The 25,813-nt window shown below is 32.2% G+C and carries 20 protein-coding genes; 15 read left to right on the top strand and 5 right to left on the bottom strand.

From position 1 onward, the window contains the following. Positions 1-183: 183 nt before the first annotated feature. Genes RR409_RS02465 through RR409_RS02450 form a run of 4 tightly spaced genes read right to left on the bottom strand, consistent with a single transcriptional unit; the run spans position 184 to position 4,040 of the window. Positions 184-567: a hypothetical protein gene (locus tag RR409_RS02465; protein WP_332556133.1), complete on the bottom strand. Its 384-nt coding sequence runs from the start codon at positions 565-567 to the stop codon at positions 184-186. Continuing rightward, positions 560-754 carry a hypothetical protein gene (locus RR409_RS02460; protein WP_332556132.1) on the bottom strand — a complete coding sequence of 65 codons (195 nt, stop codon included), beginning with the start codon at positions 752-754 and terminating at the stop codon, positions 560-562. Before RR409_RS02460 ends, RR409_RS02465 begins: the two co-directional genes overlap by 8 nt. Positions 755-765: 11 nt before the next feature. Further along, on the bottom strand, positions 766-3,420 hold the full coding sequence (locus RR409_RS02455; protein WP_332556131.1) for a phosphoenolpyruvate synthase: 2,655 nt from the start codon (positions 3,418-3,420) through the stop codon (positions 766-768). A 26-nt stretch (positions 3,421-3,446) separates the two neighbouring features. Further along, positions 3,447-4,040 (bottom strand): TetR/AcrR family transcriptional regulator, encoded by a 594-nt coding sequence (locus RR409_RS02450; protein WP_332556130.1) that lies wholly within the window; start codon positions 4,038-4,040, stop codon positions 3,447-3,449. A 426-nt stretch (positions 4,041-4,466) separates the two neighbouring features. Here RR409_RS02450 and RR409_RS02445 point away from each other — a divergent pair, with 426 nt between their 5' ends. The 10 genes from RR409_RS02445 to RR409_RS02400 all read left to right on the top strand — a co-directional run bounded on the left by RR409_RS02445 (position 4,467) and on the right by RR409_RS02400 (position 16,800). Beyond that, entirely contained in the window at positions 4,467-5,423 is a 957-nt protein-coding gene (locus tag RR409_RS02445; RefSeq protein ID WP_332556129.1) for a hypothetical protein, read from the top strand. 614 nt (positions 5,424-6,037) lie between these two features. Continuing rightward, positions 6,038-7,060: a spore photoproduct lyase gene (splB, locus tag RR409_RS02440; RefSeq protein ID WP_332556128.1), complete on the top strand. Its 1,023-nt coding sequence runs from the start codon at positions 6,038-6,040 to the stop codon at positions 7,058-7,060. A gap of 389 nt (positions 7,061-7,449) precedes the next feature. After that, complete coding sequence (locus RR409_RS02435; protein ID WP_332556127.1) at positions 7,450-7,578, top strand: hypothetical protein; 129 nt, start codon at positions 7,450-7,452, stop codon at positions 7,576-7,578. 255 nt (positions 7,579-7,833) lie between these two features. Further along, a complete protein-coding gene (locus RR409_RS02430) occupies positions 7,834-9,045 on the top strand; it encodes an MFS transporter (protein ID WP_332556126.1) in 1,212 nt (403 codons plus the stop codon). Between the two features lie 367 nt (positions 9,046-9,412). Beyond that, positions 9,413-9,688, top strand: coding sequence for a hypothetical protein (locus RR409_RS02425; RefSeq protein WP_336745755.1), 276 nt, complete (start codon positions 9,413-9,415; stop codon positions 9,686-9,688). 69 nt (positions 9,689-9,757) lie between these two features. After that, entirely contained in the window at positions 9,758-10,318 is a 561-nt protein-coding gene (locus tag RR409_RS02420; RefSeq protein ID WP_332556125.1) for a GNAT family N-acetyltransferase, read from the top strand. A gap of 405 nt (positions 10,319-10,723) precedes the next feature. After that, positions 10,724-12,661, top strand: coding sequence for an ABC transporter ATP-binding protein (locus RR409_RS02415; protein WP_332556124.1), 1,938 nt, complete (start codon positions 10,724-10,726; stop codon positions 12,659-12,661). After that, a complete protein-coding gene (locus RR409_RS02410) occupies positions 12,645-14,510 on the top strand; it encodes an ABC transporter ATP-binding protein (protein ID WP_332556123.1) in 1,866 nt (621 codons plus the stop codon). Before RR409_RS02415 ends, RR409_RS02410 begins: the two co-directional genes overlap by 17 nt. A gap of 15 nt (positions 14,511-14,525) precedes the next feature. Then, a complete protein-coding gene (dhaS, locus tag RR409_RS02405) occupies positions 14,526-15,077 on the top strand; it encodes a dihydroxyacetone kinase transcriptional activator DhaS (RefSeq protein ID WP_332556122.1) in 552 nt (183 codons plus the stop codon). Positions 15,078-15,204: 127 nt separating this feature from the next. Then, positions 15,205-16,800, top strand: a complete 1,596-nt coding sequence (locus RR409_RS02400; protein ID WP_332556121.1) for an oleate hydratase — start codon at positions 15,205-15,207, stop codon at positions 16,798-16,800. Between the two features lie 87 nt (positions 16,801-16,887). Here the strand turns inward: RR409_RS02400 and RR409_RS02395 are convergent, their stop codons facing one another. Beyond that, positions 16,888-21,417: a CehA/McbA family metallohydrolase gene (locus tag RR409_RS02395; protein WP_332556120.1), complete on the bottom strand. Its 4,530-nt coding sequence runs from the start codon at positions 21,415-21,417 to the stop codon at positions 16,888-16,890. 540 nt (positions 21,418-21,957) lie between these two features. On the opposite strand from RR409_RS02395, the gene RR409_RS02390 reads away from it, so the two are divergent. The 5 genes from RR409_RS02390 (at position 21,958) to RR409_RS02370 (ending at position 25,536) form a co-directional block, all read left to right on the top strand. Next, positions 21,958-22,590, top strand: a complete 633-nt coding sequence (locus tag RR409_RS02390; RefSeq protein WP_332556119.1) for a TetR/AcrR family transcriptional regulator — start codon at positions 21,958-21,960, stop codon at positions 22,588-22,590. 26 nt (positions 22,591-22,616) lie between these two features. Then, on the top strand, positions 22,617-23,189 hold the full coding sequence (locus tag RR409_RS02385; protein ID WP_332556118.1) for a hypothetical protein: 573 nt from the start codon (positions 22,617-22,619) through the stop codon (positions 23,187-23,189). A 473-nt stretch (positions 23,190-23,662) separates the two neighbouring features. Continuing rightward, on the top strand, positions 23,663-23,923 hold the full coding sequence (locus tag RR409_RS02380) for a hypothetical protein (RefSeq protein ID WP_332556117.1): 261 nt from the start codon (positions 23,663-23,665) through the stop codon (positions 23,921-23,923). 280 nt (positions 23,924-24,203) lie between these two features. Then, positions 24,204-24,863: a phenylalanine--tRNA ligase beta subunit-related protein gene (locus tag RR409_RS02375; protein WP_332556116.1), complete on the top strand. Its 660-nt coding sequence runs from the start codon at positions 24,204-24,206 to the stop codon at positions 24,861-24,863. 283 nt (positions 24,864-25,146) lie between these two features. After that, a complete protein-coding gene (locus tag RR409_RS02370; RefSeq protein WP_332556115.1) occupies positions 25,147-25,536 on the top strand; it encodes a DUF1801 domain-containing protein in 390 nt (129 codons plus the stop codon). The last annotated feature ends 277 nt before the right edge of the window (positions 25,537-25,813 follow it).

Genomic DNA, 25,813 nt, shown 5'->3' with positions numbered 1-25,813 from the left:
TTTGGACTAACTATACCTTTTAATTTAGAAATGATAAATATTAACATTGTTTAACATCACTATAAATTAAAGAAGCTAATTCACTTGAGGTAATAATAATGTTAATATGTTTAAGTTTGATTTTAATTTGGATTTAAGTTTGGGTTTTGTGTCCCTTGGTATGAATTATTATAAATGCTAAAGCTATATAATTTCATTAATTAGCCCAGTTATACACAGAGCCACTAAAAATCCAAAGGCTCCTATAAATTCACTAATATTGCTAATTAGGTTAACTTTAGGAAGCATTCCAGTTAGGATTGTAACTCCAATAGAGGCACCAAAGTATCGTCCTAGCTGGATAACTCCGCTAAGTACGGTTCTATCCTCACCGTTTACAGCATTTTGAGAATTGATAAGGAAGGTTGCCATAATTCCCCCTGTGAAAAGCCCAATTAGCACTGTTAATATATTAAAGAATAAAAGATTTCCAGTAGTAATTGAAAATAACATAAGAACAGAGCTTGTAATCATAACAATCCACAGAATTCTTGTGATAAGCCCAGGTCTAAACTTAGCCTTAACCATATATATCAGCAAGCTTTGAAAATAGAGGAATTGTTGCTAGGGAGGCTAGCATATAGCTGGAGAAAATCCAGCTATACATATTGCTACCGCCAATCTCAGTTACTATGAAGGGCAGTGCAGTGGCAAGGATGAGCTGCATAACTCCTATTGAAAACATTCCAACTAATATTCCTGCAAATCCAATCATTGCAATTACCTCTATTCTTCAATAATCATTACATAGCCAGCATTACCATCTACTCTGATTTTTTGACCAGTTTTTATTATTTTTGTAGCATCAGTGATTCCAACTACCGCCGGCATACCATATTCCCTAGCAACCACAGTTCCATGGGTTAAAAGACCACCAATCTCCATTACAAGTCCTGCTGCATTAATAAAAAGAGGAGTCCAGCCTGGGTCTGTAAATGGTGCAACTAGTATCTCACCTTTATTTATAGATCCACTTGACGGATCTGTGATAACTCTGGCCATACCTTCTATTATCCCAGAAGATACAGGGATTCCCGCTAGAGAGCCCTTAGGAAGGTTGTCTATTTTGTAACCTGCTTTAATCTCTTCACCTTCACTAGTTATAACTCTTGGAGGTGTTAACTTTTTAAAGTGTTCATATTCTTCTTTTCTAAGTGCTACAAGGTGTACAAGACTCTCATTGTTTTTCATGGCTTCATATAGTTCCCAAAAGCTTACATAGAATATATCCTTTTCTGCTTGAAGATGACCCTTTTGTACTAATATCTTAGCTTCTTCAAGGAAAGCTTTCTTAAAAATTAGAATAAGTTTCATTATTAGATATTTTGGATGTTCTCGCACTGGTAAATAGTTTCTTAAAACTCTTATGAGTCTCTTAACTACTATACCTTTAGCTTTTCCATGTTTTGCTTCTACTTCCATTATGAACTCTTGTGCAGCTTTCTTTGCTGTTTCTATGGTGTCTTTGTAGTCTTTTCTATGGATACCTTCTTCAGAAGTTTTTACTGTAGCCATTATTGCTTTAACCAAAGGTTCAGGATTCTCAATCCACCTGTCCTTGGCCATGTCTATTTCTCCAGCGGCTCTCATATCATATTTATTCATAAAATCATTGAAAAGCCTCTTAAATTCAAGGTAACCATTAAGGCTATTTATTCTTTCGATTAAAGTTCTATAGTTGTTGCTTTCGAATTCTCTTGTTAAATCAAGTGATTTTCTTATATGGTCAGCCATATCACCAACTAAAAGTCCCAATTCCGTAGTTATATTTCCTTCTAAGCCTTTAACTATTAAATTAGAGTATTTGTTTGTACCAAGTAATTTTTTTTCAAGCCCTTCTACGGCTTTAAAACTTATCATTGCAGGCGCCATCTTTGGAAGAATTGTTTGGAAATCATTAATAAAGCTCGAGTGCTTAAATATGGCTTCTAGTTTTTCTATTCCATGGGCTGAACTATTGATAGCTTCTTCTGTTTTCTTCATTCTATTTTTTATATATTCGTTTACAAATTCTATGGTACCCTCGGGTGTTTTGTAGGCTAAATTTTTAATAGCTTTTACCGCTATGGGTTTAATAAATTTCTTTAATGATTTTCCGGAGGCGTCATTCTTTACTAACTGTGCTTCAAAATCAGGTCTGTTTGTAAGTTCTACTAATGCCTCAGATGCTAGGGCATCGGCATTTTTCATGAATGAAGTAACTATATTTCTAACTCTTTTATGTTGTAATAATACACTTAAATCAATATAGATCCTGCCTGCTGCAGATTTTAAAATTTTATATTCCTCAGCACTTCTAGCTCCATTATCAAAGGACATGATTAGTCTTAACATATCAATTCCAAGAGGTGAAATAGGATGGATCATAACCTGAAAATGGTTGAATGAAACATAACCATGCAGGGCATCATCCTTTGGAATTGGGGTAGGAATAGGGAATAAGGAAGTAATGGCACGGCTTTGAACTATATAAATTTTCCCCTTTTCCATACACCACTCTATATCCTGTGGACTACCGTAATGTTTTTCTATTGCAATACCAATTTCAACAAGGCTTTTTATTTGGGAGTCTTCCATTACTTGATTACTTGATTCTTTTCCTGAAATCTCAATCTTTTTGGTGCCACCATCCTCAAGAGGTATGATTGCGAGTTTTTTTTGTGCTATAGTTTTACTATCTATGGAGCCAGTTTTCTTTCTAAATTTATATATATCTGGAGAAACAAGACCAGATACAAGAGCTTCTCCTAGTCCATAGCTAGCATCAATGGATACAATTCCCCTATGACCAGTGATTGGATCCGCAGTAAACATAATACCAGAGATTTCTGGCAGAACCATTTTTTGAATTACGACAGACATATAGACATTTTCGTGTGGTATTTTATTTTGAATTCTGTATAGTATAGCTCTATCTGTAAACAACGAAGCCCAACAGTTTTTCACAGATTCCAGGATGGATTCCTCACCTTTTATGTTAAGATAGGTGTCCTGCTGACCTGCAAAGGAAGCAAAGGCTAGATCCTCTGCAGTAGCACTAGATCTAACTGCATAATAGTTGGTTGATCCTATCCTATTAAGGGATTTAACTAATTCTTGCTTAACACCTACAGGGATTTCACACTGAATTATCTTGCTTCTAATTTCTTTACCTATGGGGCTTACATTATCAAGGGTTGCACCTTTGATAATTTGTGATATAAAGTCTGATAGCTTGTTCAGTTCAATAAATTCCTTATAACATTCCGTAGTTACACAAAAACCGAAAGGTACAGTAAAGCCGGTTTTAGTCATTTCACCAAGGTTCGCCCCTTTTCCACCTACCAATGGTAAGTGATTTTTGTCTATTTCATCAAAAAATATAGTGTACTTACTTTTCATAATTATTCCCCCATTCATTCAAATGATTATTGCTTTGCCCCATTTAAAAACAGTCCAATCAATTGAGTTTTTATGTACTCTATATCAAGGGTTTCTTTCGTATATATACTTGAAACAAAAAAGCTCATGGCTAGGAATTGAAAGTTTCGTGTTAATACTAAAGCAGGTATATCACTTCTAAGTTGTCCATTTTCCTGAGCCTTTTCCATGATTTCTAGCACCCATTTTTCAACTCCACTTCGCTGAGAGCTATCCACTAGATTCACATCAATAGGAGATTTCATTCTATGCTTAAAATAAATTAGTGCTAATTCATCATGATTTTTAAAAATTTTGCTCATTAAACCTAATAAAGTATAAAGTCTTGTTTCTATATTCATATTAACCATAAGGGATTCTTTGATTTCATCGAAATAATCAGCAATGATTGTTTGAAAATACCCCACTAATATGGATTCCTTATCTTGAAAGTAGTTGTAAAGAGTACCTTTTGACACATCAGACTTTTCTGCAATTTCCTCCATAGAGGTTTCTTGAAAACCTTTTTCTTCAAATAAACTAACGGCAGTATCTATTATATTTCCTCGGGTTTCTTCTTTTTTTCGTTCTCTTCTGCTCATATTTATAACCTCCTAAAATTCAATTTATTTATACTTGATATATTATTATACGGTGTAAAATTTTATACTATGCTCAATATTATGAAATGTCAATATTGATTTTTCAATATCGAAAGATATTGCGTAGATAAAAATTAACTGATTTAGAAGAATAGTAACCATTATCCAAGTATTTTTTTATACAAATATTGGAATTGGTGTTATAATTAAGGTGAAAATAAACTACGATTATTTTCATTTATGAGAAAAGTGAAGATTATAATATAAGGAATAGGAGGTAAAGAATGAATTAATCTTTATCATTGAAAACTAATAATATTAATTATTCAACTATTATATTGACGAATATTAAGACATATAATAACTATGTAGCATTAAATGATTTTAATATATTGGTAAAAAGTAATGTATTTAGGGGGCGGGGTTATGAAAATTATTAATAAATTCGGTATAGCTCTAGTTATCATATTTGGTATGGGAATTGTAATGGCTTGTAGTAGACAAGCACCTACTCTGGAAGAAGATAAGATATTTACATTTACAGCTACTCCTACAGAAAAAGATAATTTTTCTTATGGGCAGTTTTCGGTTTGGTGCCCCGAAAATATAAAAACCTATAGGGGCATATTATACCTAGGAGCAGGCTATGAATATAGTAGTATTCCAATGATGGAGGAAGAAAAGTGGAAGGAAATCGCAAGAGAAAATCAATTTGTTTTATTGACTTCCCATATGAAAAGCCGAACTGAGGAGGACTATGATATACCATACTGGCAGGCAGAGTTTGGAAGTGGTGAAGCAATGCTAGATGCCCTAGCATATTTTGCCAAGGAGTCAAAGCATCCTGAAATAGAATTTGCTCCCTTAGCCATGTGGGGATTTTCTGCTGGAGGACAATTTAATTATCAGTTTGCATGTTGGAAGCCTGAGAGGGTTATTACATTTGTTGCTGTAAAAGGGGGATATTATTTTGCAGAAGCAAATAATGAGGCATTAAAAATACCTGCATTATACTTTACTGGAGCATATGATTTGCCACGTAGAAAAGATGCAGCTAAGGATTTATTTAATAAATATATAAATAAGGATCCTCTTTGGTGTTTAGCTAATGAAGCATTCTCTGGACATGTAATAGGTAAAACAGATGAGTTAGCCATTCCATGGTTAAAGGAAATTATTCAGCAAAGAGTTCCAAAGAAATCTAATTCATCAAAGGGGCCAATTGTGCTTAAAGATATAAAACAGTCCAATGTTTGGATTGGAGATAGAACTGATGGATCTATAACTCCTGTTTCAGAGTTTAAAAAAGATAAGAACATTTCTTCATGGATCCCTAATGAAGAATTGGCGAATAAATGGAAGGAATTTCATTATTACAAGTAACTTATACTGTTTTATGCAAATAGTTATATTAATGTAACATATAAAAAACCGCACTATAATAAAAGTGCGGTTTTTCTATTAAGTCATCATATTTATTATTAAAAAAGTTAAAAAATAAAAGTTCTAACTAGAATATTTATAGGTATAAGTACATTCATTTCCTAAGTATTAACTACATATTACTACTAAATAATTTATCTTTAGTAAATTGTTTTGGTAATGATTTTATTAATGCCCATATTAAAATACAAGATCCTATTTTATCTAAAAGATTATTAACTATTTTTGCTAAGAAAGAAGAAACAAATATACTGTTACCAACCTTTTGAAGCCACATAAACAAGAAATCTGTTCAGGTACCAGTAAGCCCACCGTACACCCAAATTCCTAGATGCATTTCTAGCATATTCCCTTAAGTTTAGGAGAAAATATCTATACAAATGATTTATTTGTAATGTTTTCATTAGTACTGCTGTAGCTATATTTGGTTACAATTTAAGTTTGTCTAGTAGAAATTTTGCACAATTTAAGCCTTCAGCAAAGAATTTTACAAATGAAAATATGGAAAGGAGAAAATAAATCAGAGTTCAATCATGGTTTATTTAGTGATATATATGTTTAAACCTAAAAGAATTATATTTGAGAAAGATTCATTGAATTATGAGATGGGTAAGGAGATTTTCAATAGATTTAAGGATGATGATAAGGTTGAAATAATAAACTTGACTTCGAATAAGCTTAAACAACACATTCCTGGTGAGGATTTATTTTCTCAATATAGGGAAGGTAAAAAGACTCTAGTAGTTGGACCAAAGAAAAGTTTAAAGTTTCAGTCCTGCAAACCTTCAGCCCACTATCAACTTCCACTAGTATCAGGGTGTATGGGCCAATGTGAGTATTGCTATTTAAACACTCAACTAGGAGATAAGCCATTTGTAAAAGTACATACTAATATAGAGGATATTCTTAATCAAGCTCAGAGATATATTGATGAAAGGCTTCCTGAAATAACTATATTTGAAGGAGCAGCTACTTCAGATCCAATACCTATAGAACCATATACGCATTCACTGCAAAAGTCTATAGAGTTTTTTGGAAAATCTCCAAATGCTAGATTTAGATTTGTAACAAAATATAATGACGTAGACTCTCTTCTTAACATAGAGCATAATGGACATACAGAAATAAGGTTTAGTATTAATACATCATCTGTTATAGATCAATATGAAAATCATACTGCTTCTCGTGACTTAAGAATAGAAGCAAGTATAAAGGTGGCCAAAGCAGGATACCCTATTGGATTCTTAGTTGCGCCTGTTTTCATTTATCCTAATTGGAAGGAAGAGTATCATGATTTGTTAGTGCAATTAAGCAAAAAGCTTCCAGAGGATTTGAAGTTTCCAGTAACTTTTGAAATTATATCTCATAGGTATACAACTATAGCAAAGAATAGAATACTTGAGATATTCCCAGAAACAAAGCTACCTATGAATGATGAAGAACGTAAATTTAAATATGGTCAATTTGGGTATGGTAAGTATGTGTATCCAAAGGAAAGTATAGCAGAAATAAAAGAGTTCTTTACTACGGAAATAGAAGAGCTGTTTAGCAATAAAAAGATTTTATATACAATATAGATTTTTTAGGCATTATTAATAGGATTTCAGTAATTGTAAAATTCAAGAAAAGAAAAGAATCCATCCTTCGGTATGATTGAAAGGTGATTAGCTTAAACGTAGAAAAGAATATGAAAAGTTCCGAGAGAAGTATAGTTACTAAACCAAAAAGATACTATGTAATTTTTAAGTAAAAATTAATTTAAAATTTAGTTTGGAAATTTATTGAATTTATGATATGATATTGTTATATGGACTAAAAGAGAAGGAAATTAAGAGTAATTTTTACTAACTAAGGTTACTTCACTTAAGACTGTTATTATAGAAATAATAAAATTTCTATAATAAATGCCTAAATAGTATCATATAATATAATGATTTTATTATTTTTAGAAATGGAGGGGAGTAAAATGGCAGTTGTTATCAGGTCTAGCGTGTTAGAGTTTTTAGCTGAAGCTCAAGCTATGACAGCAATTTTTTTTGGAGACACTGGGGAAAGTGCGTCCAAAATTAAATATGCTGTAAACCTGATGATGTAGAATTTACTCTCTTATTAATAAAGACATAAGAAAATATAATGAATTGATATGCTTGAAACAATAAATATGTTTTTAAGCTGTGGTCCATTATTATATATGTCAAAAATGAAGATGAGCCTCTAAGTGTAATTCTACTTAGGGGTATTTTTATGTGCATTTATAGGTTTACTGTGGATAAAAGGTTTATAATAGTTTGGACACATGAGGTAGGGCGGGAACAATTTAAAGTTATCAAAAATTGAGAGGGGATTAATTATGAACTACAATGTGCAGTTAAAAAGAAATGTTTATAAAAATTATGTGTATACACTATTACAAAATATAGATTTAACCCGTGGAATATGGATGATTTATTTAGCCAACAAGGGAATGAGTTTAACTCAACTAGGACTTCTAGAAACAATTTTTCATATGACTTCTTTTACTATGGAGGTGCCAACAGGTGCCATTGCAGACATCTTTGGAAGAAAAATAAGCAGAATTCTAGGTAGAATTTTTTCCTTAGTAAGTGTGATATTATTGCTAGCAGCTAATAGCTTTTTATGGTTTGCTATATCCTTTGTGTTCACTGCAATTTCTTATAATTTAGAGTCTGGTGCAGGAGATGCCTTGGTTTATGATTCATTAAAAGAAGTTGGTGAAGAGAACACTTATATGAAAATATCCGGTAGAAAGGAATTGTTTTTTCAGGTTGCCAGAACCGTTTCCTTTTTAGCAGGGGGATACTTGGCTGCAAAGAGCTATAATATAGCTTTCATTATAACTATAATAATTGGGTTATTAACCATATTTCAGTCCTTTACCTTTAAAGAGCCAAAGTCAGGAAGAATAAATAAAGAGGAAGGTCATAGAAATATTTTTATACAGCAGGTAAAGACAAGTCTTAAGGTGATTAAAGATAAACCTAAAGTTGGATTCCTAATTATTTTTGCAGAAGTACTTGGAGCTTTTTGCACTTGTATTTTCTTTTATCTTCAAAACTTTCTTAAGGGAGATGGCTACAGTGAAGCGATAATAGGAATTATATATGCAACATGTTCACTAAGTTCAGCGGTGATGTCAACACAGGTCTATGCGTTAGAGAGGAAAATAAAAGAGCAAGCCCTACTGCTTATAACACCAATATTAACAGTGGTAAGCATCTGGGGCATTGCTTTAAGTAAATTTCATTATATTTTCTTCATTCTACTTATGGTAACAGAAGGAATTATATTTGTTTCCATGAGTGACTATATAAATAAAATGATACCAAGTGAAAATAGAGCAACTATTCTATCCTTTCAAAGCATGGTGTTTAGCTTTTTTATGATTACCTTATTCCCTTTAGTAGGGATAATAGGAGATAAATATTCTTTGACTACTGCTTTTAAAGCCTTAGGGGTTTTAGGAATAGTGTTTGTAATGATAAATAGCTATACACTTTTAGTAAAAGCGAATAAAAAAACCACAGGAACCATTGATGGATAATAGTTAAAGCATTGCTTAGAAGTTACCAAGTGAAAAATTCATTAGAGTTATTATGCCGGCTTCAAATTAAGATATTTAAAACAAAACAGTGTTTAGGACTTACTTTAAAAAGGTAAGTCCTATTTTTGAAATTATCATATTAAAGAGAAAAAAAGCCTTTAGTTTTTATTGCAATTTACAATAAAAGTAAGTAATTATAGGCTGCTATATTTTGAAAGGTATTTATTCAATAAATGTTGAAAATTAACTATTATTAACTCAGCATTTTCCAATATATCTCCAGAAAATTTATGGTAAAATATAATTATACAATGAATATGAAATATAATAAAATCCAACTTATAATATTATAATGGTAGTAAAAGTTATGAGAAGAGAGGTATATATGGAACCTATGGATGTTATTAAGGAGCATATTATTGATTTTAAACATATAACTGGGCAGGATATGTTAGAAGAAATTAAGGGGCTTTTCTTAGAATACGCCCAGTCTTTGAAAATAGACCTTGCTTTTCAAAATTTCGAAGCAGAGTTTAACACATTACCTGGTAAGTATGTATCATTTGGATTTTATGATATAGAGCCATATGTTTATAATCCAATTAAAGGAACAAGGTTTTTGGAACTAAAGTTAAAAGATTGATTTATTACTTTACTAAATATAATTAGTAAAGAATATTGTTATATAACAAATTATTGGGGAGGAATATTGATGGATGTAAAGTTAGAAAATAATAATCTAAAAGAAGTAAAGTTAAGAAATGGTGATCATTTAATATTAAGGAAGCCTATTATAGATGATGCTGAAAAAATGGTTGAATATCTTAATGCAGTTGGTGGTGAGAGTGACAACCTGCTATTTGGAAAAGATGAATTTCGCCTTACTGTTGAACAAGAAATGGAATACATTAAAAATATAAGCAAAGATCCTAATACACTTATGATTCTAGGAATTATAGATAGTAAAATTATTAGTGTTGCACAGATTAGTAGCAATAATAGGAAAAGAATAGCCCATAATAGTGAAATTTCAATTTCAGTTAAAAAAGAGTATTGGCGAACTGGTATTGGAAGTATTGTAATGGAAGAATTAATAAGATTCGGAAAGGAGCATAACACAATTAAAAATATAAGCCTTGGTGTTAGTTCAAGTAATGTTAATGCAATTAAGATGTATGAGAAATTTGGATTCATCAAAGTTGGAATACATAAGAACTTTTTTAATATAGATGGTAATTTTCATGATGAAATACTCATGGACTTATACTTGTAATTGTTAATATAGATAAAAAATTTCTTTGAAAAGTGATTTAAAGGGTGAATTTTATTCTGGTGAATGAAATTCACCTTTAAATTTATGAAGGATATAAACGTGCTACCCAAATATAAGGAAAATTATATAAATTATAAAATTAAAAAGGAATTAATTAATTCGTGTTGAAAAATATATTTAGAGTATCTAAATAATTCATAGAAATATAAATAATTGTATCTTATAATTAAAATTGTATAAAGATATGTAAAAACTAAAGGTTGAATATTTATTTCATCCTTTGAAGTAGAAGCTTTTTATATCTTAAATGGAGTAAATATATCAATAATCATAAGGAAAAGTTTTATTACATTATTTTAAAATTGTTACATAGACGAATTAATGAAGTAATGGGGTGGGAAAGCAGTGAAGTTTCTAGATAAATACATAAAAAAATACTGGAAGCCGTTTTTGCTTGCAGTAGCTTGTTTAACTGTAGAGGCCACTTGTGACCTTTTGCAACCAACTATCATGTCTAAAATAGTAGATATAGGAGTAAAAAATAAGGATTTAAATTTTGTATTACGGATGAGTGCTGTGATGCTTGGAATTAGTGCACTAGGAGCCTTAGGTGCAGTTAGTCGTAACATCCTAGCAAGTATAGTTTCACAAAAATTTGGTACAGAACTTAGAGGGGATCTTTTTAGTAAAGTTCAAAGTCTTTCTTTTGAAAGTTTAGATAAATATGATGGAGCATCTTTAGTCACAAGGCTTACCAATGATGTAACTATGGTACAAAACTTTACAAATGGACTTATGAGAATATTTGTAAAGGCTCCTCTTTTATGCGTAGGAAGTTTTATAATGGCGGTGAGACTTAATCCTAAAATGTCCATGATATTTCTAATAGTGATTCCTATAATAGTATTGCTTATAGTTATGAATATGAAGATCGGGTATCCTTTCTTTAAAAAAATTCAAAAGGCCCTAGATAATGTAAATAGTGTGATGAGAGAATATTTGTCAGGGGTTAGAGTTGTTAAGGCTTTTAATAGATTTAACTATGAAACAAACCGATTTAAAAAATCAAATAGAGAGTTATCTGACATATCCATAAGTGCCATGCGTGTAATGGCTATATTTTCACCTGGGATTACCCTTACTGTAAATCTAGGAATTGTTGCAACCATTTGGATAGGTGGAATTAGAGTAGATAATGGAAATATGCAAGTTGGAGAAATAATTGCTTTTATAAATTATATGACACAAATACTCTTCTCCATGATGATGATTTCTCATGTTTTTACTATGTTTGTTAGAGCTAAGGCATCTGCTGAACGGATAGATGAAGTTTTTACAGAGGAAAATACTCTGAAAACTTTAACAACACTTTCAGAGGGGAAGGCTACAAACTTCTCAAAGGATGAGCTTAGGGAGCAATGCGTAACTTCTTTGGGAGTTGAGGCATCTTTTAAGGAAGTTGAAAGAGATCAACTTATTCAAAAAACCTCTTGTAAAAATAGACTTGATCAAAAGGTAGTTGCTGAAAGTGAATTTGCACAAGATTATCATTTAAAAAATAGTAGTGAGGAATCAGAAATCAAAGGCAGACTAGACTTTGAAAATGTTAGTTTTTCTTATCCTGGCACCTCAGGTGAACCTGTTCTTAAAGATATTACTTTTTCTAGTTTACCTGGAGAGACTATTGGAATTATAGGATCTACAGGTTCTGGTAAAACTTCTATGGTTAATTTAATTACACGATTTTATGATGTTAATTCAGGAAAGATAAAAATAAATAATAGAGATATTAGGAATATGGACGTTAAGACGCTGAGAGATAAGATAGCAATTGTTCCTCAGAAAATAGTACTTTTCTCTGGTACAGTTATGGATAATATAAAATGGGGTAAGGAAGCTGCAACTTTAGAAGAAATCAATGAAGCAGCTCAGGTTGCTCAGGCTCACGAGTTTATTACATCTCTGCCAGAGGGCTATAACACAATCCTTGGACAGGGGGGAGTAAATGTATCCGGTGGACAAAAGCAACGTATTTCCATTGCTAGGGCACTGATTAAGAAGCCAGAAATCCTTATACTAGATGATTGCACCAGTGCTGTGGATGTGACCACCGAAGCAAAGATAAGAGATGCACTAAAAGAATATTCTAATAAACTCACTTGCATTGTAATTGCTCAACGTATTACTTCAGTTATCAGTGCTGATAGGATAATAGTTCTTGAGAATGGAGAAATTGTGGGGATAGGGAAACACCAAGAGCTTATGGAAATCTGTGAGGTGTATAAGGATATATTCCGTTCTCAAATAGGTAAGGAGGCGGTACAACATGGAAAAGAAGAATAATAGAAATATTGAAGCCTCAGTACCAAGTCCGTTAAATAGAGGTGTAGGCTTTGGTGGAAGAAGGCCTATGGGGGCACCTGTGGTTAAGCCAAAGAATTTTAAGGGCACGCTTCTAAGACTTTGGAAGTATTTTGGTGGAGAACAAAAACTATTATTTATTATATTTATTTTTATAATAATAAGTTCAGGCATTGGATTATCAGTACCCTATTTACTAGGACGTGCAATAGATGCTATGTCAATAAGTGGTGGAACTGTTGATTTTAGAGTGTTAGGGATTGTTGTAGCTATATTAACTATTACTTACATTATTGATGGAGTAATAAACTTTTTTCAAGGATGGCTTATGGCTGGGGTGGCCCAGAGGATAGTTAAGAAACTAAGAGATACCTTATTTGAGAAACTCCAAAAACTATCTATAGCCTTTTTCGATGTCCGTACCCATGGAGAGATTATGAGTAGACTATCTAATGATATTGAAAATGTGAGCACCACAATTTCACAGTCTACAATTCAATTGATGTCAGGGGTAATAGTGATCATAGGGTCCTTTGTAATGATGCTTTACTTAAGTCCTCTTCTTACCTTAGCTAGTCTTCTAACTATACCCTTAGTATTTTTACTTACAAGTACAGTGGCCAAAAGTACCAAAGTACTATTTAAAACCCAACAAGTAGAACTAGGAAAGCTCAATGGTCATATTGAGGAAACTATATCAGGAATTTTAGTAGTAAAGGCCTTTAATCATGAGGATAAAGCAATTGAAGAATTTAACAAAGTTAATAATAAGCTTTGTGATGTGGGGATAAAAGCTCAAATTTTATCTGGATATATTATGCCTCTTATGAATGTAATTAACAATATAGGATTTACAATAGTTGCAGGTGTTGGTGGGGCTCTAGCGGTTAAAGGGATGATTACCATAGGAGTAATAGCTAGTTTTTTAAGTTATTCAAGGCAGTTTTCAAGACCTTTAAATGATTTAGCGAATATATTTAATACTCTTCAATCTGCTGTAGCTGGAGCTGAAAGAGTTTTTGAAATTTTAGATGAAAAAGAAGAACCAAGGGATAACACAGGAGCGGTGGAACTTAAAGATCCAAGAGGAGATGTAGTGTTTGAAAATGTTACCTTTGGCTACCGCAAAGATATTCCCATACTTAAAAATGTTAGTTTTCACGCTAAGGAAGGAAGTAATATTGCTTTGGTTGGCCCCACAGGAGCAGGAAAAACTACTATTGTAAACTTATTAGCAAGATTTTATGATGTCACTGAGGGAAGAATACTAATTGATGATATTGATATAAGGGAATATACTAGGGATAGCTTAAGAAAATGTTTTGGAATAGTACTTCAAGATACCTATCTTTTTGCAGGCACCATTAGAGAAAATATAAGATATGGAAGGCTAGACGCTACTGACAAAGAAGTGGAGGAAGCTGCAACCATGGCAAATGCAGATATTTTTATTAGGCGTTTGCCAAGAGGTTATGAAACTATGCTTTCTGAAAGTGGAAGTAATTTAAGTCAGGGACAAAAACAACTTTTGGCTATTGCCAGGGCAATTTTATGCAATCCTTCTATACTAATTTTAGATGAGGCTACCAGTAGTGTAGATACTCGGACAGAGCTTAATATTCAAGAGGCAATGTTAAAACTGATGAAGGGAAGAACAAGTTTTATTATTGCTCATAGACTTAGCACTATTCGTGATGCAGATACTATAATGGTGATTGATAATGGTGAAATAGTAGAAAGTGGTAGTCATGAGGAGCTAATACGTTGCCAAGGAGTTTATTTTAATATGTATAGTAGACAATTTTCACAGTCCTATGAAGAAGAAGTTTAAAAGGAGGAATGAGTGATGTCCTTAGTCACTAAAAAAGCACTGGCACAATCCCTAAAGAATCTCATGAAAAAATCTACCCTTGATCATATTACAGTTAAAGATGTGACCGCTGATTGTGGTGTTAATAGGCAAACCTTTTATTATCACTTCAAGGACATCTATGATCTGGTTGAATGGATTTATAAAACAGAAGCTGTTGAAAGTATTGCAAAATATAAGTCTTATGGAACCTGGCAGCAAGGGTTTTTAATCATTTTTGAATATGTTGGGAACAATGTAGAATTTTGCGCTAATTGTTTTAATTCATTAGGCAGAGAACCTCTTGATAGGTTTTTATATAATGCTACCTTTGATTTGCTACTTGGTGTTATAAATGAGGTGGCTGAAGGGAATGAAGTAAATGAGAGAGAGAAACGATTTATAGCTAACTTTTACTGCTATGCCTTCATTGGTATTATGACTCAGTGGATTCGAGAAGGAGCTAAAGAAAATCCAAGCAACATAATAAATGATATAAATCAATTAATAGAAGGAGATATTAAAAAAGCAATTCATAAATATATTTAGAAAGATTTTTTAGACACTTTTCTATAAGTGTCTAAAGTTTGTACACTTGAGAAGTTTTGTTTATGGTGAACCTCCAAGAATGAAGTTATGATTAAAGCATAAATTTCATTTATTGGAGGTTCTTTATATGGCTAATATGAAAAGTAATAAACAAGCATACTTTGTAGGTGGTGGCTTAGCTTCCTTAGCTGGTGCAGCCTATTTAATTAGAGATTGCGGCTTTGATGGTAAAGACATACACATTATTGAAGGGATGCACATCTTAGGGGGAAGTAATGATGGAATAGGAAATCCAACTCAGGGTTTCGTTTGCCGTGGGGGACGAATGCTAAACGAAGAAACCTATGAAAACTTTTGGGAATTGTTTAGAACTATCCCATCCTTAGAGATAAAAGGTAAATCAGTAACAGAGGAAATCTTAGAATTTGACCACGCACATCCAACTTGTGCAAAGGCAAGACTTATAAATAAACAAGGCAAAATCCTTGATGTAAAGTCTATGGGATTTAATAGAGCTGACCGCATGGCCCTTGCTAAACTTATGATAACACCAGAGGAGAAGCTTGATAACTTGAGTATCAGTGATTGGTTTAGAAAAACTCCGCACTTCTTTGAAACTAATTTTTGGTATATGTGGCAAACAACCTTTGCATTCCAAAAATGGTCTAGCTTATTCGAGTTTAAGAGATATATGAATAGAATGATGTTTGAATACTCAAGAATTGAAACCCTTGAAGGGGTTACAAGAACTCCATATAACCAGTATGATTCAGTAATATTACCAATTAAAGCTTATCTAGATCAGCATGGAGTAGATTTTACGCTTAAGTGCACTGTTACAGATCTTGATTTTGAAGAGTCAGATGACGTTACAGTAACAGCAATTCATTATACAAAAGATGGGGTTACAGATGATTATATCCAACTTCATGAAGGTGATATTTGTATTGTCACAAATGGCTGTATGACTGATAATGCTACCCTTGGAGATTTTAAAACCAAGGCATCTATGAAGATAGAAAAACCTATGTCAGGTGAGCTTTGGGCAAATATCGCTAAAAAGAAAAAGGGATTAGGAAATCCTACGCCTTTCTTTAAAAATCCTGAAGAAACAAACTGGGAATCCTTCACCGTTACAATGAAGGGCGATAAATTACTTAAGAAAATTGAGAAATATAGTGGTAACGTGCCTGGAAGTGGAGCATTAATGACCTTTAAGGATTCAAATTGGCTAATGTCAATAGTTATAGCAGCCCAACCTCATTTCAAAGCACAAAGTAATGATGAAACTATATTTTGGGGATATGCACTTAATACAAATAAAGTTGGAGATTATGTTAAAAAGCCAATGAGGGAATGTACAGGGGAAGAGATGTTAATCGAGCTTCTACATCACTTGCATTTTGAAAATGAAAAGGACGAAATAATGAAGGATGTTATTAATGTTATTCCATGTATGATGCCATACATTATTTCCATGTTCCAACCTCGAGGAATGAAAGATAGACCACAGGTGGTTCCAGAGGGCTCAACAAACTTTGCAATGATAAGTCAATTTGTTGAAATTCCAGAGGATATGGTATTTACAGAGGAATATTCCGTACGTGCTGCAAGAATGGCTATATATAAGCTTATGGGAGTAAATAAAGAGATTTGTCCAGTAACACCACATTCAAAAAATTCGGGTACAAAAATCAAAGCTATAAAAACATCTTATCGTTAATAAAAGCAGGTTATAAGATAAAATAATATATCTTATAACCTGTTTTATATTAGCTATTCTGTGTTATTACATAAAGAAGTTTTATTTTCAGTTAATCCAATTTACATAATCTAAAAGCACATTAGCAGCGTGTTCATCAACACCCTTACCTTTTTGTGCTAATAATTCATGGGTAAATGCTGTTAAATTTCCTTTAGATAACTTAGTATTTAAGCTATTGTAAATACCTTTGTTTTTAATTAGGCCTTCATTGTAGAATTTTTCAAGTAAATTAGTTAAGCTTTCCTTTGAACCGGTTATAGTAAAATTCACTTCTTTTCTTGCAATATTCCCTGCTTTGTCTACTGCAGTAATAACTATTTGATGATTTCTCAAAGCAAGTGTTTCAAGTTTTACTGTCTCATTGTTACTTATTTTAGCACCATCTAATGTTATTTCTAATGTATTTATTCCAGAGGTAGTGTCTTCTGCTAAGGTTATAATGTTAATTGTACCTAGTCTTTCGAAAATACTACCGTTGGCAATATTAACAGTTATTAATGGAGCTGTTTTATCAATTGTAAAGTTTATTGTTTCTTTTGATAAATTTCCTATCAAATCAATAGCAGTTACCACTAATTGGTATGTGCCATCTACAGTAATAGTTTCTCCATTATATGGTTTGCCATTAAGTGTCTTTGTAACAACTGCATTAATATCATCTACAGCAATTACTGGTGTAACATTTACATTATACAATCTATTATTTGCTACTCCAGTTATTGTTATTACAGGAGGAGTTGAATCTAGAAGCACTACTTCAGAAGTGTTTCTAACTCTTAATCTATGACCTTCAGGGTCTTGTGATGCAAGACCAATAACACTTACATTGTCGCCAACCTTTATATTAGGATTCCATTTTCCTCTTGTAACATCATTGCCAGTTTCATCGCTGATATAGCCCTCAAGGTATGCTCTGGCTTCACCAGTTCCGTCATTTATAAACATATTTTGCCCTTCAATTCTTGTTACCTTGCCTTGTATTTTTACAAGCCAACCTTCACTAGCTTCCTCCATACTTATCTTTGTACTCATGATCTTTGGAGCTACTAGGCTGATGGTATTGTCTATTATCTCTATTTGTTTGCTCTCATCTGATAGCGAAAGTTGAGAATCGTTTAGATATTGACCTACTGTGCCAGTAACTCTCACTTTAGTTCCAAGTGGAAGTACTGTATTAGAAACACCAAAAATACAAATACCACCAGTGGTATCCTGAACATAAATTACTTCAAAGAAAGAATTTTTAGGAACAACTGCTTCTGATTGTGCTGTTATTCTGCCCTCAATAGTAAATCTCTTACCGTAGTTATCTGGAATTCCATCATTATTCAAATCTGCTCTTACTTCAGCTATGGATTTCAATGGAGCAGGGGCTGGGATGGACATCCAGGAGATTATATTGTCTGTTATAAGCTTATTTGAATAAGCATTATCCACAGAGGCAGTTTCAAAGTCTGAGAAGAAGGTTGATCCTGCGACAATAACTTTACTACCACTTGGAAGAACTTCTGCAGCAAGAACATTTACATTTCCTTTAACAACCGGAGTTGCGTCATTAGCTAAATCAGAGTCGAGTATTTCAGTTGTATCATGCCCCTTAACGAGCCAATCAATAGTTGCTTCATCTCCACCAGATTTTAATACTACTGAACAACCGCTATAGAAACTATAAGTTTCTCCACTTGGAACATTTGAAGTCAAATTGTACTTAGAACTAGTGTAGTCGTCAAAATATAATCTAAACTCTTGCCCGCCATTAGAAGTTTTATCTATAACTTCATCATCATTGAATCTTAAATTAGAGCCGATAACTTCTAAAATGCTATTACCTTGAACGGAACTTTGATAGGTTGAATCAATCACACCTTTATCATTATAATCAGCTCTTGAAGTTATAATGAGAGAACCACCGCCATCTATAAAATTCTTAATAACTTGAATTTCTTTATCAGTAAATTTACTTGGAGTAAGTGCATCCTTTTTTACACTTTGAGGGTCTGTTATCATTAATATATTTGTATTTTGGAGATCTTGTGCTGTAAGTTCATCTGTATTTTGAACTAGCATATATTTTTTATCTTTTAACATAGAAGTTAAGGTTAAGATTTTTCCTGCATAATCACCATTTACGTACTGATTAACATGACCTGCATCAATAACTACTTTAAACATATCCTCTGCCTGAGCCACTCTAAAAGTAGTGCTTTGAGTAAACACTTTATTTGTTCCGTCATGTGCAATAATAGCTTGGGCATAAATTTTAATATCACCTGTTTGTGTTGGTGTCCAAGTTATTTTTGAGGTACCCATGCTTGAAGAAGCTATGGAAGAAATAGTGCCTTCACCAATTTTATTTTCAGGCGTAACGGAATTTTGGAAGTATTCAACTTTAATATTGGTTAAACTTTGAGTACTATTGTTATATATGGTAGAAGCTATTTCTACTGGTGTATTAATTATTTGAGGATCTTGTGAAACCTCAACTTTTGATATTCCAACTGGCACCACAGTACTTGCCCATATTGGTGCTGAAACAGCTATATCTTTATCACTTTCATCTACTCTTATATAATAATAGCTATACCCTGTAGGGAAAGAGATATCCCATTGTGCTGAATTTGTAGCAAAAGTCTTAGATTGTAAAACCTTTCCACCATCAACAATTACAGACACCTTGCCAATTACATCGTTAGCATCTGGATCATTTATAGTTATTTTTGCACTTAAGGTATCAGGAGAGTCTAAAATACTTCCCATAGGCTTGTTATTAATAGTGTAGTCAATTCTTAAATTATTATCTTCAGTGGCATATACTCTTCTATTTCTCATTGCATCATATAAACTATCTCTAGTTAGATTTGGAGCTAAAATAACGGTTCTAGCTGTATTTGCATTCACCCAGATACCTTTATGATTATCTTGGTTATTTGTTGGTGCTAAATGCCAGCCTTTATCTAAAGCTCTTGTGTAAAGGTCATAACTTGGATAATATCCGCTACCACGAACTGGGCCTTCCCCGTTACCAACTTCAATTAAATTTACAACTTTATCTGCTTCTGGTGTGTAATAACCAAAGTCAGAAAAATCTCCAAAGGTTGTGCCTGGGTGATTAAGTTGAGATATTGATTGAGGGTTTTGTGCAAGTTTTGAATAATAGCTCTTTAAATCCATTTTTGGGTTACTTCTTGAAGTAAACCATGGTGTATTAAAGGTGTTTATATGTCCCCATCCTCCAGTACTTCCACTCCAAGTCATCTCAAAGGCACCTATAGCAACGAAGTCATCATCTTTATTAAAAGTATCAGCAATTTCATGAAGTTTTTTCCATTCTGTACTTGTTGAAGAATTAAAGTCTGTAATAGTTTCATTACCTAAATCTTTTTCTCCATCAAACCAATTTGAATGATCAGTTATAGCAAGAAAATCAGCTTTTGCATTATCTCTTGCCCAAGTGTAAGCCTCACCTGGAGTTCCAGTCCCATCTGAAAGGTTAGTATGGCTGTGAAGTCCTCCAAAGTAGAAATTAAATTTCTGTTCTCCAACATAGAAATTCCATTCTAATATACTAATATTGGAAGGTGATACTGTGTCCTTAACTTCAAGCATTACCTTATGCTCTCCAATAGTAAGGTCAATAGATGGAACATAAGTTATGCCAGTAGAAGTTATGGTAGCTAAATTTGTTACATTTACATCGTCAACTTTTAAAATTATTGAATTTAAGTCAATGCCAGAGGGGTCACTATAATTTGCACTAATAGTAGGTCTAGTAACAAGGCCTGTACTATCTCCACTAGCAGGATTCAAATTTGATATTTCTGGTTTAGTAAAATCGCCAACTGGTTTTGGAGTTACATTAACATTACATGTTGCAGTTTTATTTCCATCCTCTGTTGTTACTGTTATTGTTGCAGTTCCTGCTCCAATAGCTGTTAAAGTACCGTTTAAAACTGTAACTACTTCAGGTTTGTCGGTTGTCCAGGTTACCTTTTTATTAGTAGCATTTGCTGGAAGTACTGTAGCATTAAGTAAAGCTGTTTGTCCTTCTTCTAAAGAAACAGTAATTTTATCTAAGGATACTCCAGTAACATCTACTTGTGTTGGAGGAGTGCCTACCTTCTCAATAAAAGTGGTATTTTTCAAACCTGAATGAGGTGTAAAGTAAGGAGTTAAATTGCCTGTAACTTTAATTTGCATACCCATATTAGTAGGGTTAGTTTTTAAGGCATATTCCGCTCTTAAGTAAGCTGGTGTAGTTGGTAATTGTACATATAACATTTTAGCAACGTCAGTTTCTCCAACTGTATCTGCTATTGCTATAGCTGTATCGCCAGTAAATGAACCTGATAATACAACATTTGCACTAGTAGGTTGACCGACAATATAGCCTATTACACTAGCTATACTATTATTTTGAATTCCGATAGCGTGAGCAACGGTATATGGATTATCTATGTTGCCATTTCCATCTGCTGCCTTTGCAATTTGGCTTCCGTTGAAACCAATAAAATTTGATAGAATCAAAGCTAATGTGATAATCCAACTAAGGATTTTTTTCGGCTTCGCTTTAGTCATTGTATTAGCCCCCCTATAAACTAATTTTAGTTAAGAATGAAGTTATAAAAAAATATATTAGCAGATCCTTATCCACCCCCAATATTGTTGATTATTTATTCAATGTAGTGTGATTCTTAATAGTAATAATATTATATGCAACAAAAGATAGAATATATTTGTTGGAAAATAAAAGTGGCTTAAAATATAACTACAGGATTTAAAGTGTTTATTCGTGGGTATCAAATGAGTTAATGTAGTTTTAAATATGAAGTTTTGGTAGTGATACGGAAAATTATATACATTGAATTTACATCTAAGGATACAGAGATAATTAATTTAAAGCGACATAATAGATTGATAAACTTTATTACTAAGATGCAAATGGTTAAAAATTATAGTTATAAGAGGAAATATATTTTTGATTTTAAAAAGTATTTGTACTAAATAATAATTATATTGACATTATGACCATGTGGTCATATACTGAAGCTAATGAATGACCACATGGTCATAAAATAAATAGCAAAAGTTATAAGTGAACATGAGGAGATGAATTTCATGCCAAAAGACGCTTTTCATAAGATTTCAGAAGAAAAGAAAAATATTATTATAAAGGCAGCCTTAAGTGAGTTTGGAAATAACTCTTATAAAAACAGCAGTCTAAATAATATCGTTAAGATTACTAAAATACCAAAGGGAAGCTTTTATCAATACTTTGAAGATAAACTAGATTTGTACAAATATGTGTTAGATTTAGCTACAGAAGAGAAAATGAATTCTTTTTCAAAAGAAGCAGAAGTTTTAAGAGAGTTGTCTATATTTGAATTAGTGAAAACTCTTTTTAAAAAAGGAATTCAATTTGCAGCTATATATCCTGAACTTGCAGCTGTAGGGAATCAATTTGCAAAAGAAACTAATGAAGAATTAAAAAAAGAAATTTTAAAAGGTGCAAATGAAGCAGGAGAAAACTTTTTTATAGGGCTGGTGGAGTCTGCAAAAGCAAAAGGGGATATTAATAAGAAACTTAATACAAAGGCTTGTGCGCAAATGTTTATGACTTTAAATCAAACAGTTCTAGATGAAATGCTAAAACGATATGAATTTGAAAACCTTGTTAACCATGAGGAAGAGCTCTACGAATGGGTTGATGAGCTTTTAGATATTCTCATCTATGGAATGAAATCAAATTAAATTTAATTATTAAAGGGGGTTAAATTATGAAGAGATTTTTGAAGAAAAATGATAAGGTTATTTCAGTATTGTTTTTAATTTTAACATTAGGATTTTTAGTACTATTTTTGACTAATAAGGAGTTTTCAGACTGGGCTTATGGCAGACATGAAAATATTTTGAGTTGGTACATTAGACCATTGTTTATAATTCCTATCTGTTGGTTCGCATACAAAAAAAGCTTGGGGGGAATATCCTTTACCATATTTGCACTTTTCACAAGCATGTTTTGGTTCAATACTCCAGGTGTAGTTTCACCATCTGTAGAAGAATTTTTAGCTTTTGAGAAGGCATATACTTTTGGTGCTTGGGATTTTCAAAAGATATTTCTTAGCTTATCAGTACCTTTATTTTTCTATCTATTAACCCTAGCATTCTGGCGAAGAAAGCTAAAGTATGGAATTTATGTTATTATAGGTGCTGCAGTGCTCAAGATAATTTGGAGTGTAGCTTTTGCAGGAAACTCTGGGGCATCAATTATTAAACCAGCAATTACTGGACTTGTTATTTGTATAGGAGTTGTGTATATGTTTGTAAGGAAGAAAAATAAGTCTAAATAATTATGAGTTGGTAGTTAACTTTATAAAAGAAGAAGATTAAAAACTTAAAGTACTATTCTTATAATTGGATAGTATTTTAGTTTTTTCATGTTTAAAAATTTAAAATAATCCTAAGTAAAATATAAAAGCTGTGATTCATATTATGATACATTTGAAAAAACCTTTATTGTTACTATAGAAATATATTAAAACAGTTTAATAGGGTTATAAAATTCTGGAAGGGATGCAAGTCTTTATATCAATAATAAGAGTGAAGAAACTAAAGTGTAGAGTAGAAGAAAGAATCTTATACAAATACCTTTATAAAATACAATAATAAAAAGGAATCTTTTTTAACAACTCAATAAAAAGCTTACATTATGGTATCAAATCTGTGGAGAAATAAGGGGGAAAATATGATTATGGAAGCTTGCAACTTTATTGTACAAGCTCATATATTATATTACAAAACAATATAAAAGAGGTGAAAGTCTATGTTTGTTTCTTTTGACGCAATAGGACTTTTAGCAGCAATAGATTATACCATAGTTGAAATTTTAGAGAGATTTGGGATGAAAAGAAAGCATGCGCACCTCTTAGCAATACCCATAGGAATAATCCTTGGGATTGTTTCATTTCAAGATGTGGTTATTTATAGGAAAGTTATTTATGGGATATTTGTGGGGATTCTATCTGTGGGGTCATGTGATACAATTTGTAATGTAAAGAATGTAATGGGGTTCTTAATTAAATAGAAAGTTCATTAGGTGAAGGATAATTGATAGATGCAAGGCTCTGATGACTAAAAATAAAAATCATCGGTGTTTTAAAATAGAAAGATAATTTTGGAAGAGAGGTGAAACTAACATCTCTCTTTCTTAATTTAAGGGATTAAAATAAAAATTCAAATTCTTAATAAATGTTTGTACAAATTTCATAAATGTGGGAAATATATAAATGGCACACTAGAAAGTATATTATATAGGGATTATAATGGATGTGAGAGATTTATATATTCATGAAAGAGGTATACCAATGATAGATATTAAAATTTCAGAAAAACTAAAAGAAAAGTGCCCACAGGTGACTATAGGATGTATTGAGGCTACTGTTATTGTAGAAAGCGAAAATAAAGAATTGTGGAACATCATAGATGAGAAATGTAAAGTCATAGAGGAAAGATATGAACCAGAAGATATATTAAAAATAAAAAACATAGATAGTTCAAGGAAAGCATATAAGGCCTTAGGAAAAGATCCAAGTAGATACAGGCTATCTTCTGAATCCTTAGTAAAACGAATAGTAAAAGGAAATGGTTTATATAAGGTTAACAATGTAGTAGATATTAACAATCTGATATCACTAAGTAGCTGCTATTCTGTTGGAACATATGACTTGGATAATATTAGTTCTAGTATAGATTTTACTGTAGGAAATCAAGGGGATTATTATGAAGGAATAGGTAGAGGTCCAATAAATCTTGAAAGTTTGCCAGTGTTTAAGGATAAGAATGGTTATTTTGGAAGTACAACTTCAGATTCTACAAGAGCAATGATAACTGAAAGTACAAAACAAATAATTATGAATATAATTTCCTTTAATGGTGATGAGGAGCTCAAGGAACATATGGATTATGCGATAAATTTATTAGAGAAGTATGCTAGTGGTAGAATTTTGAATGTAGAGATAGTTTAATGAACAATGCTCTCATTTTCTAAGCCCCACATGATAGGAGAAAAACTGGGGAACAAAAAAGGGCAGTATAGCATTATGTATTGGTAATTAATGGTAAGTCACTGTTGAAATTAAAAAATAACTTATATTAAACATCACCATCGTCAGCACATGAGAAAAGAAAGAAGTCATATGAATTCTGTACCAGTGCAAAAATGTACGAGTTGAAATTTTTATATAGTCACATATAAAGGTGAATAAAAAGATATTAAGATAACTAAAACGGAAAATGAAGGGAGAAGTCATGGAAGAAAATAAAATTACTATTAACACAATTGATGAATACATTCTGCAGTTTCCTCCTGAAGTTCAGGAAAAACTTAACACCTTAAGAAGTGTTATTAAAGAGTCAGCACCAGGGGCTACTGAAAAAATGAGTTGGCAAATGCCTACTTTTGCGCTACACGGAAACTTGGTACACTTTGCTGCTCACAAAAAGCATATAGGGTTTTATCCAGGAGCTAGCGGAGTTGAAAAATTTAATCATGAGTTTTCGGAATATAAAAGTTCAAAGGGCGCAGTGCAATTTCCTTTAGATAAGCCAATACCTTATGAATTAATAAGAAACATAGTGAAATTTAGAGTTGCTGAAAATATAAAAGATGCAGAAGAAAAATTAAAAAAGAAGAAGTAATTCTGGTGATCATTTAGAGTTGAGAAGTTACAAAGATATATAGTGATATAATGAATGTTTAGATTTAAGATAAGTAAATGAAAAAGAGTTGTAGATATCATTATGGTGTGCATAACTCTTTTTCATTTAAAAATTATATTCAGTTTTCAAAGAACCTAACTTCTAATTGAAATTTCATTAGGTGTGTAACCATATAACAAAACAATAGCTTTTGTATGCAATCTAATATTTATTTCAGAAAATACAGAGATATATTAGAAGAAAGAAACGTTAAGAA

It is taken from the genome of Clostridium sp. (genome assembly GCF_036642255.1).
Lineage (GTDB): Bacteria > Bacillota > Clostridia > Clostridiales > Clostridiaceae > Clostridium_J.
This window is presented reverse-complemented; position numbering and strand designations above follow the sequence as displayed.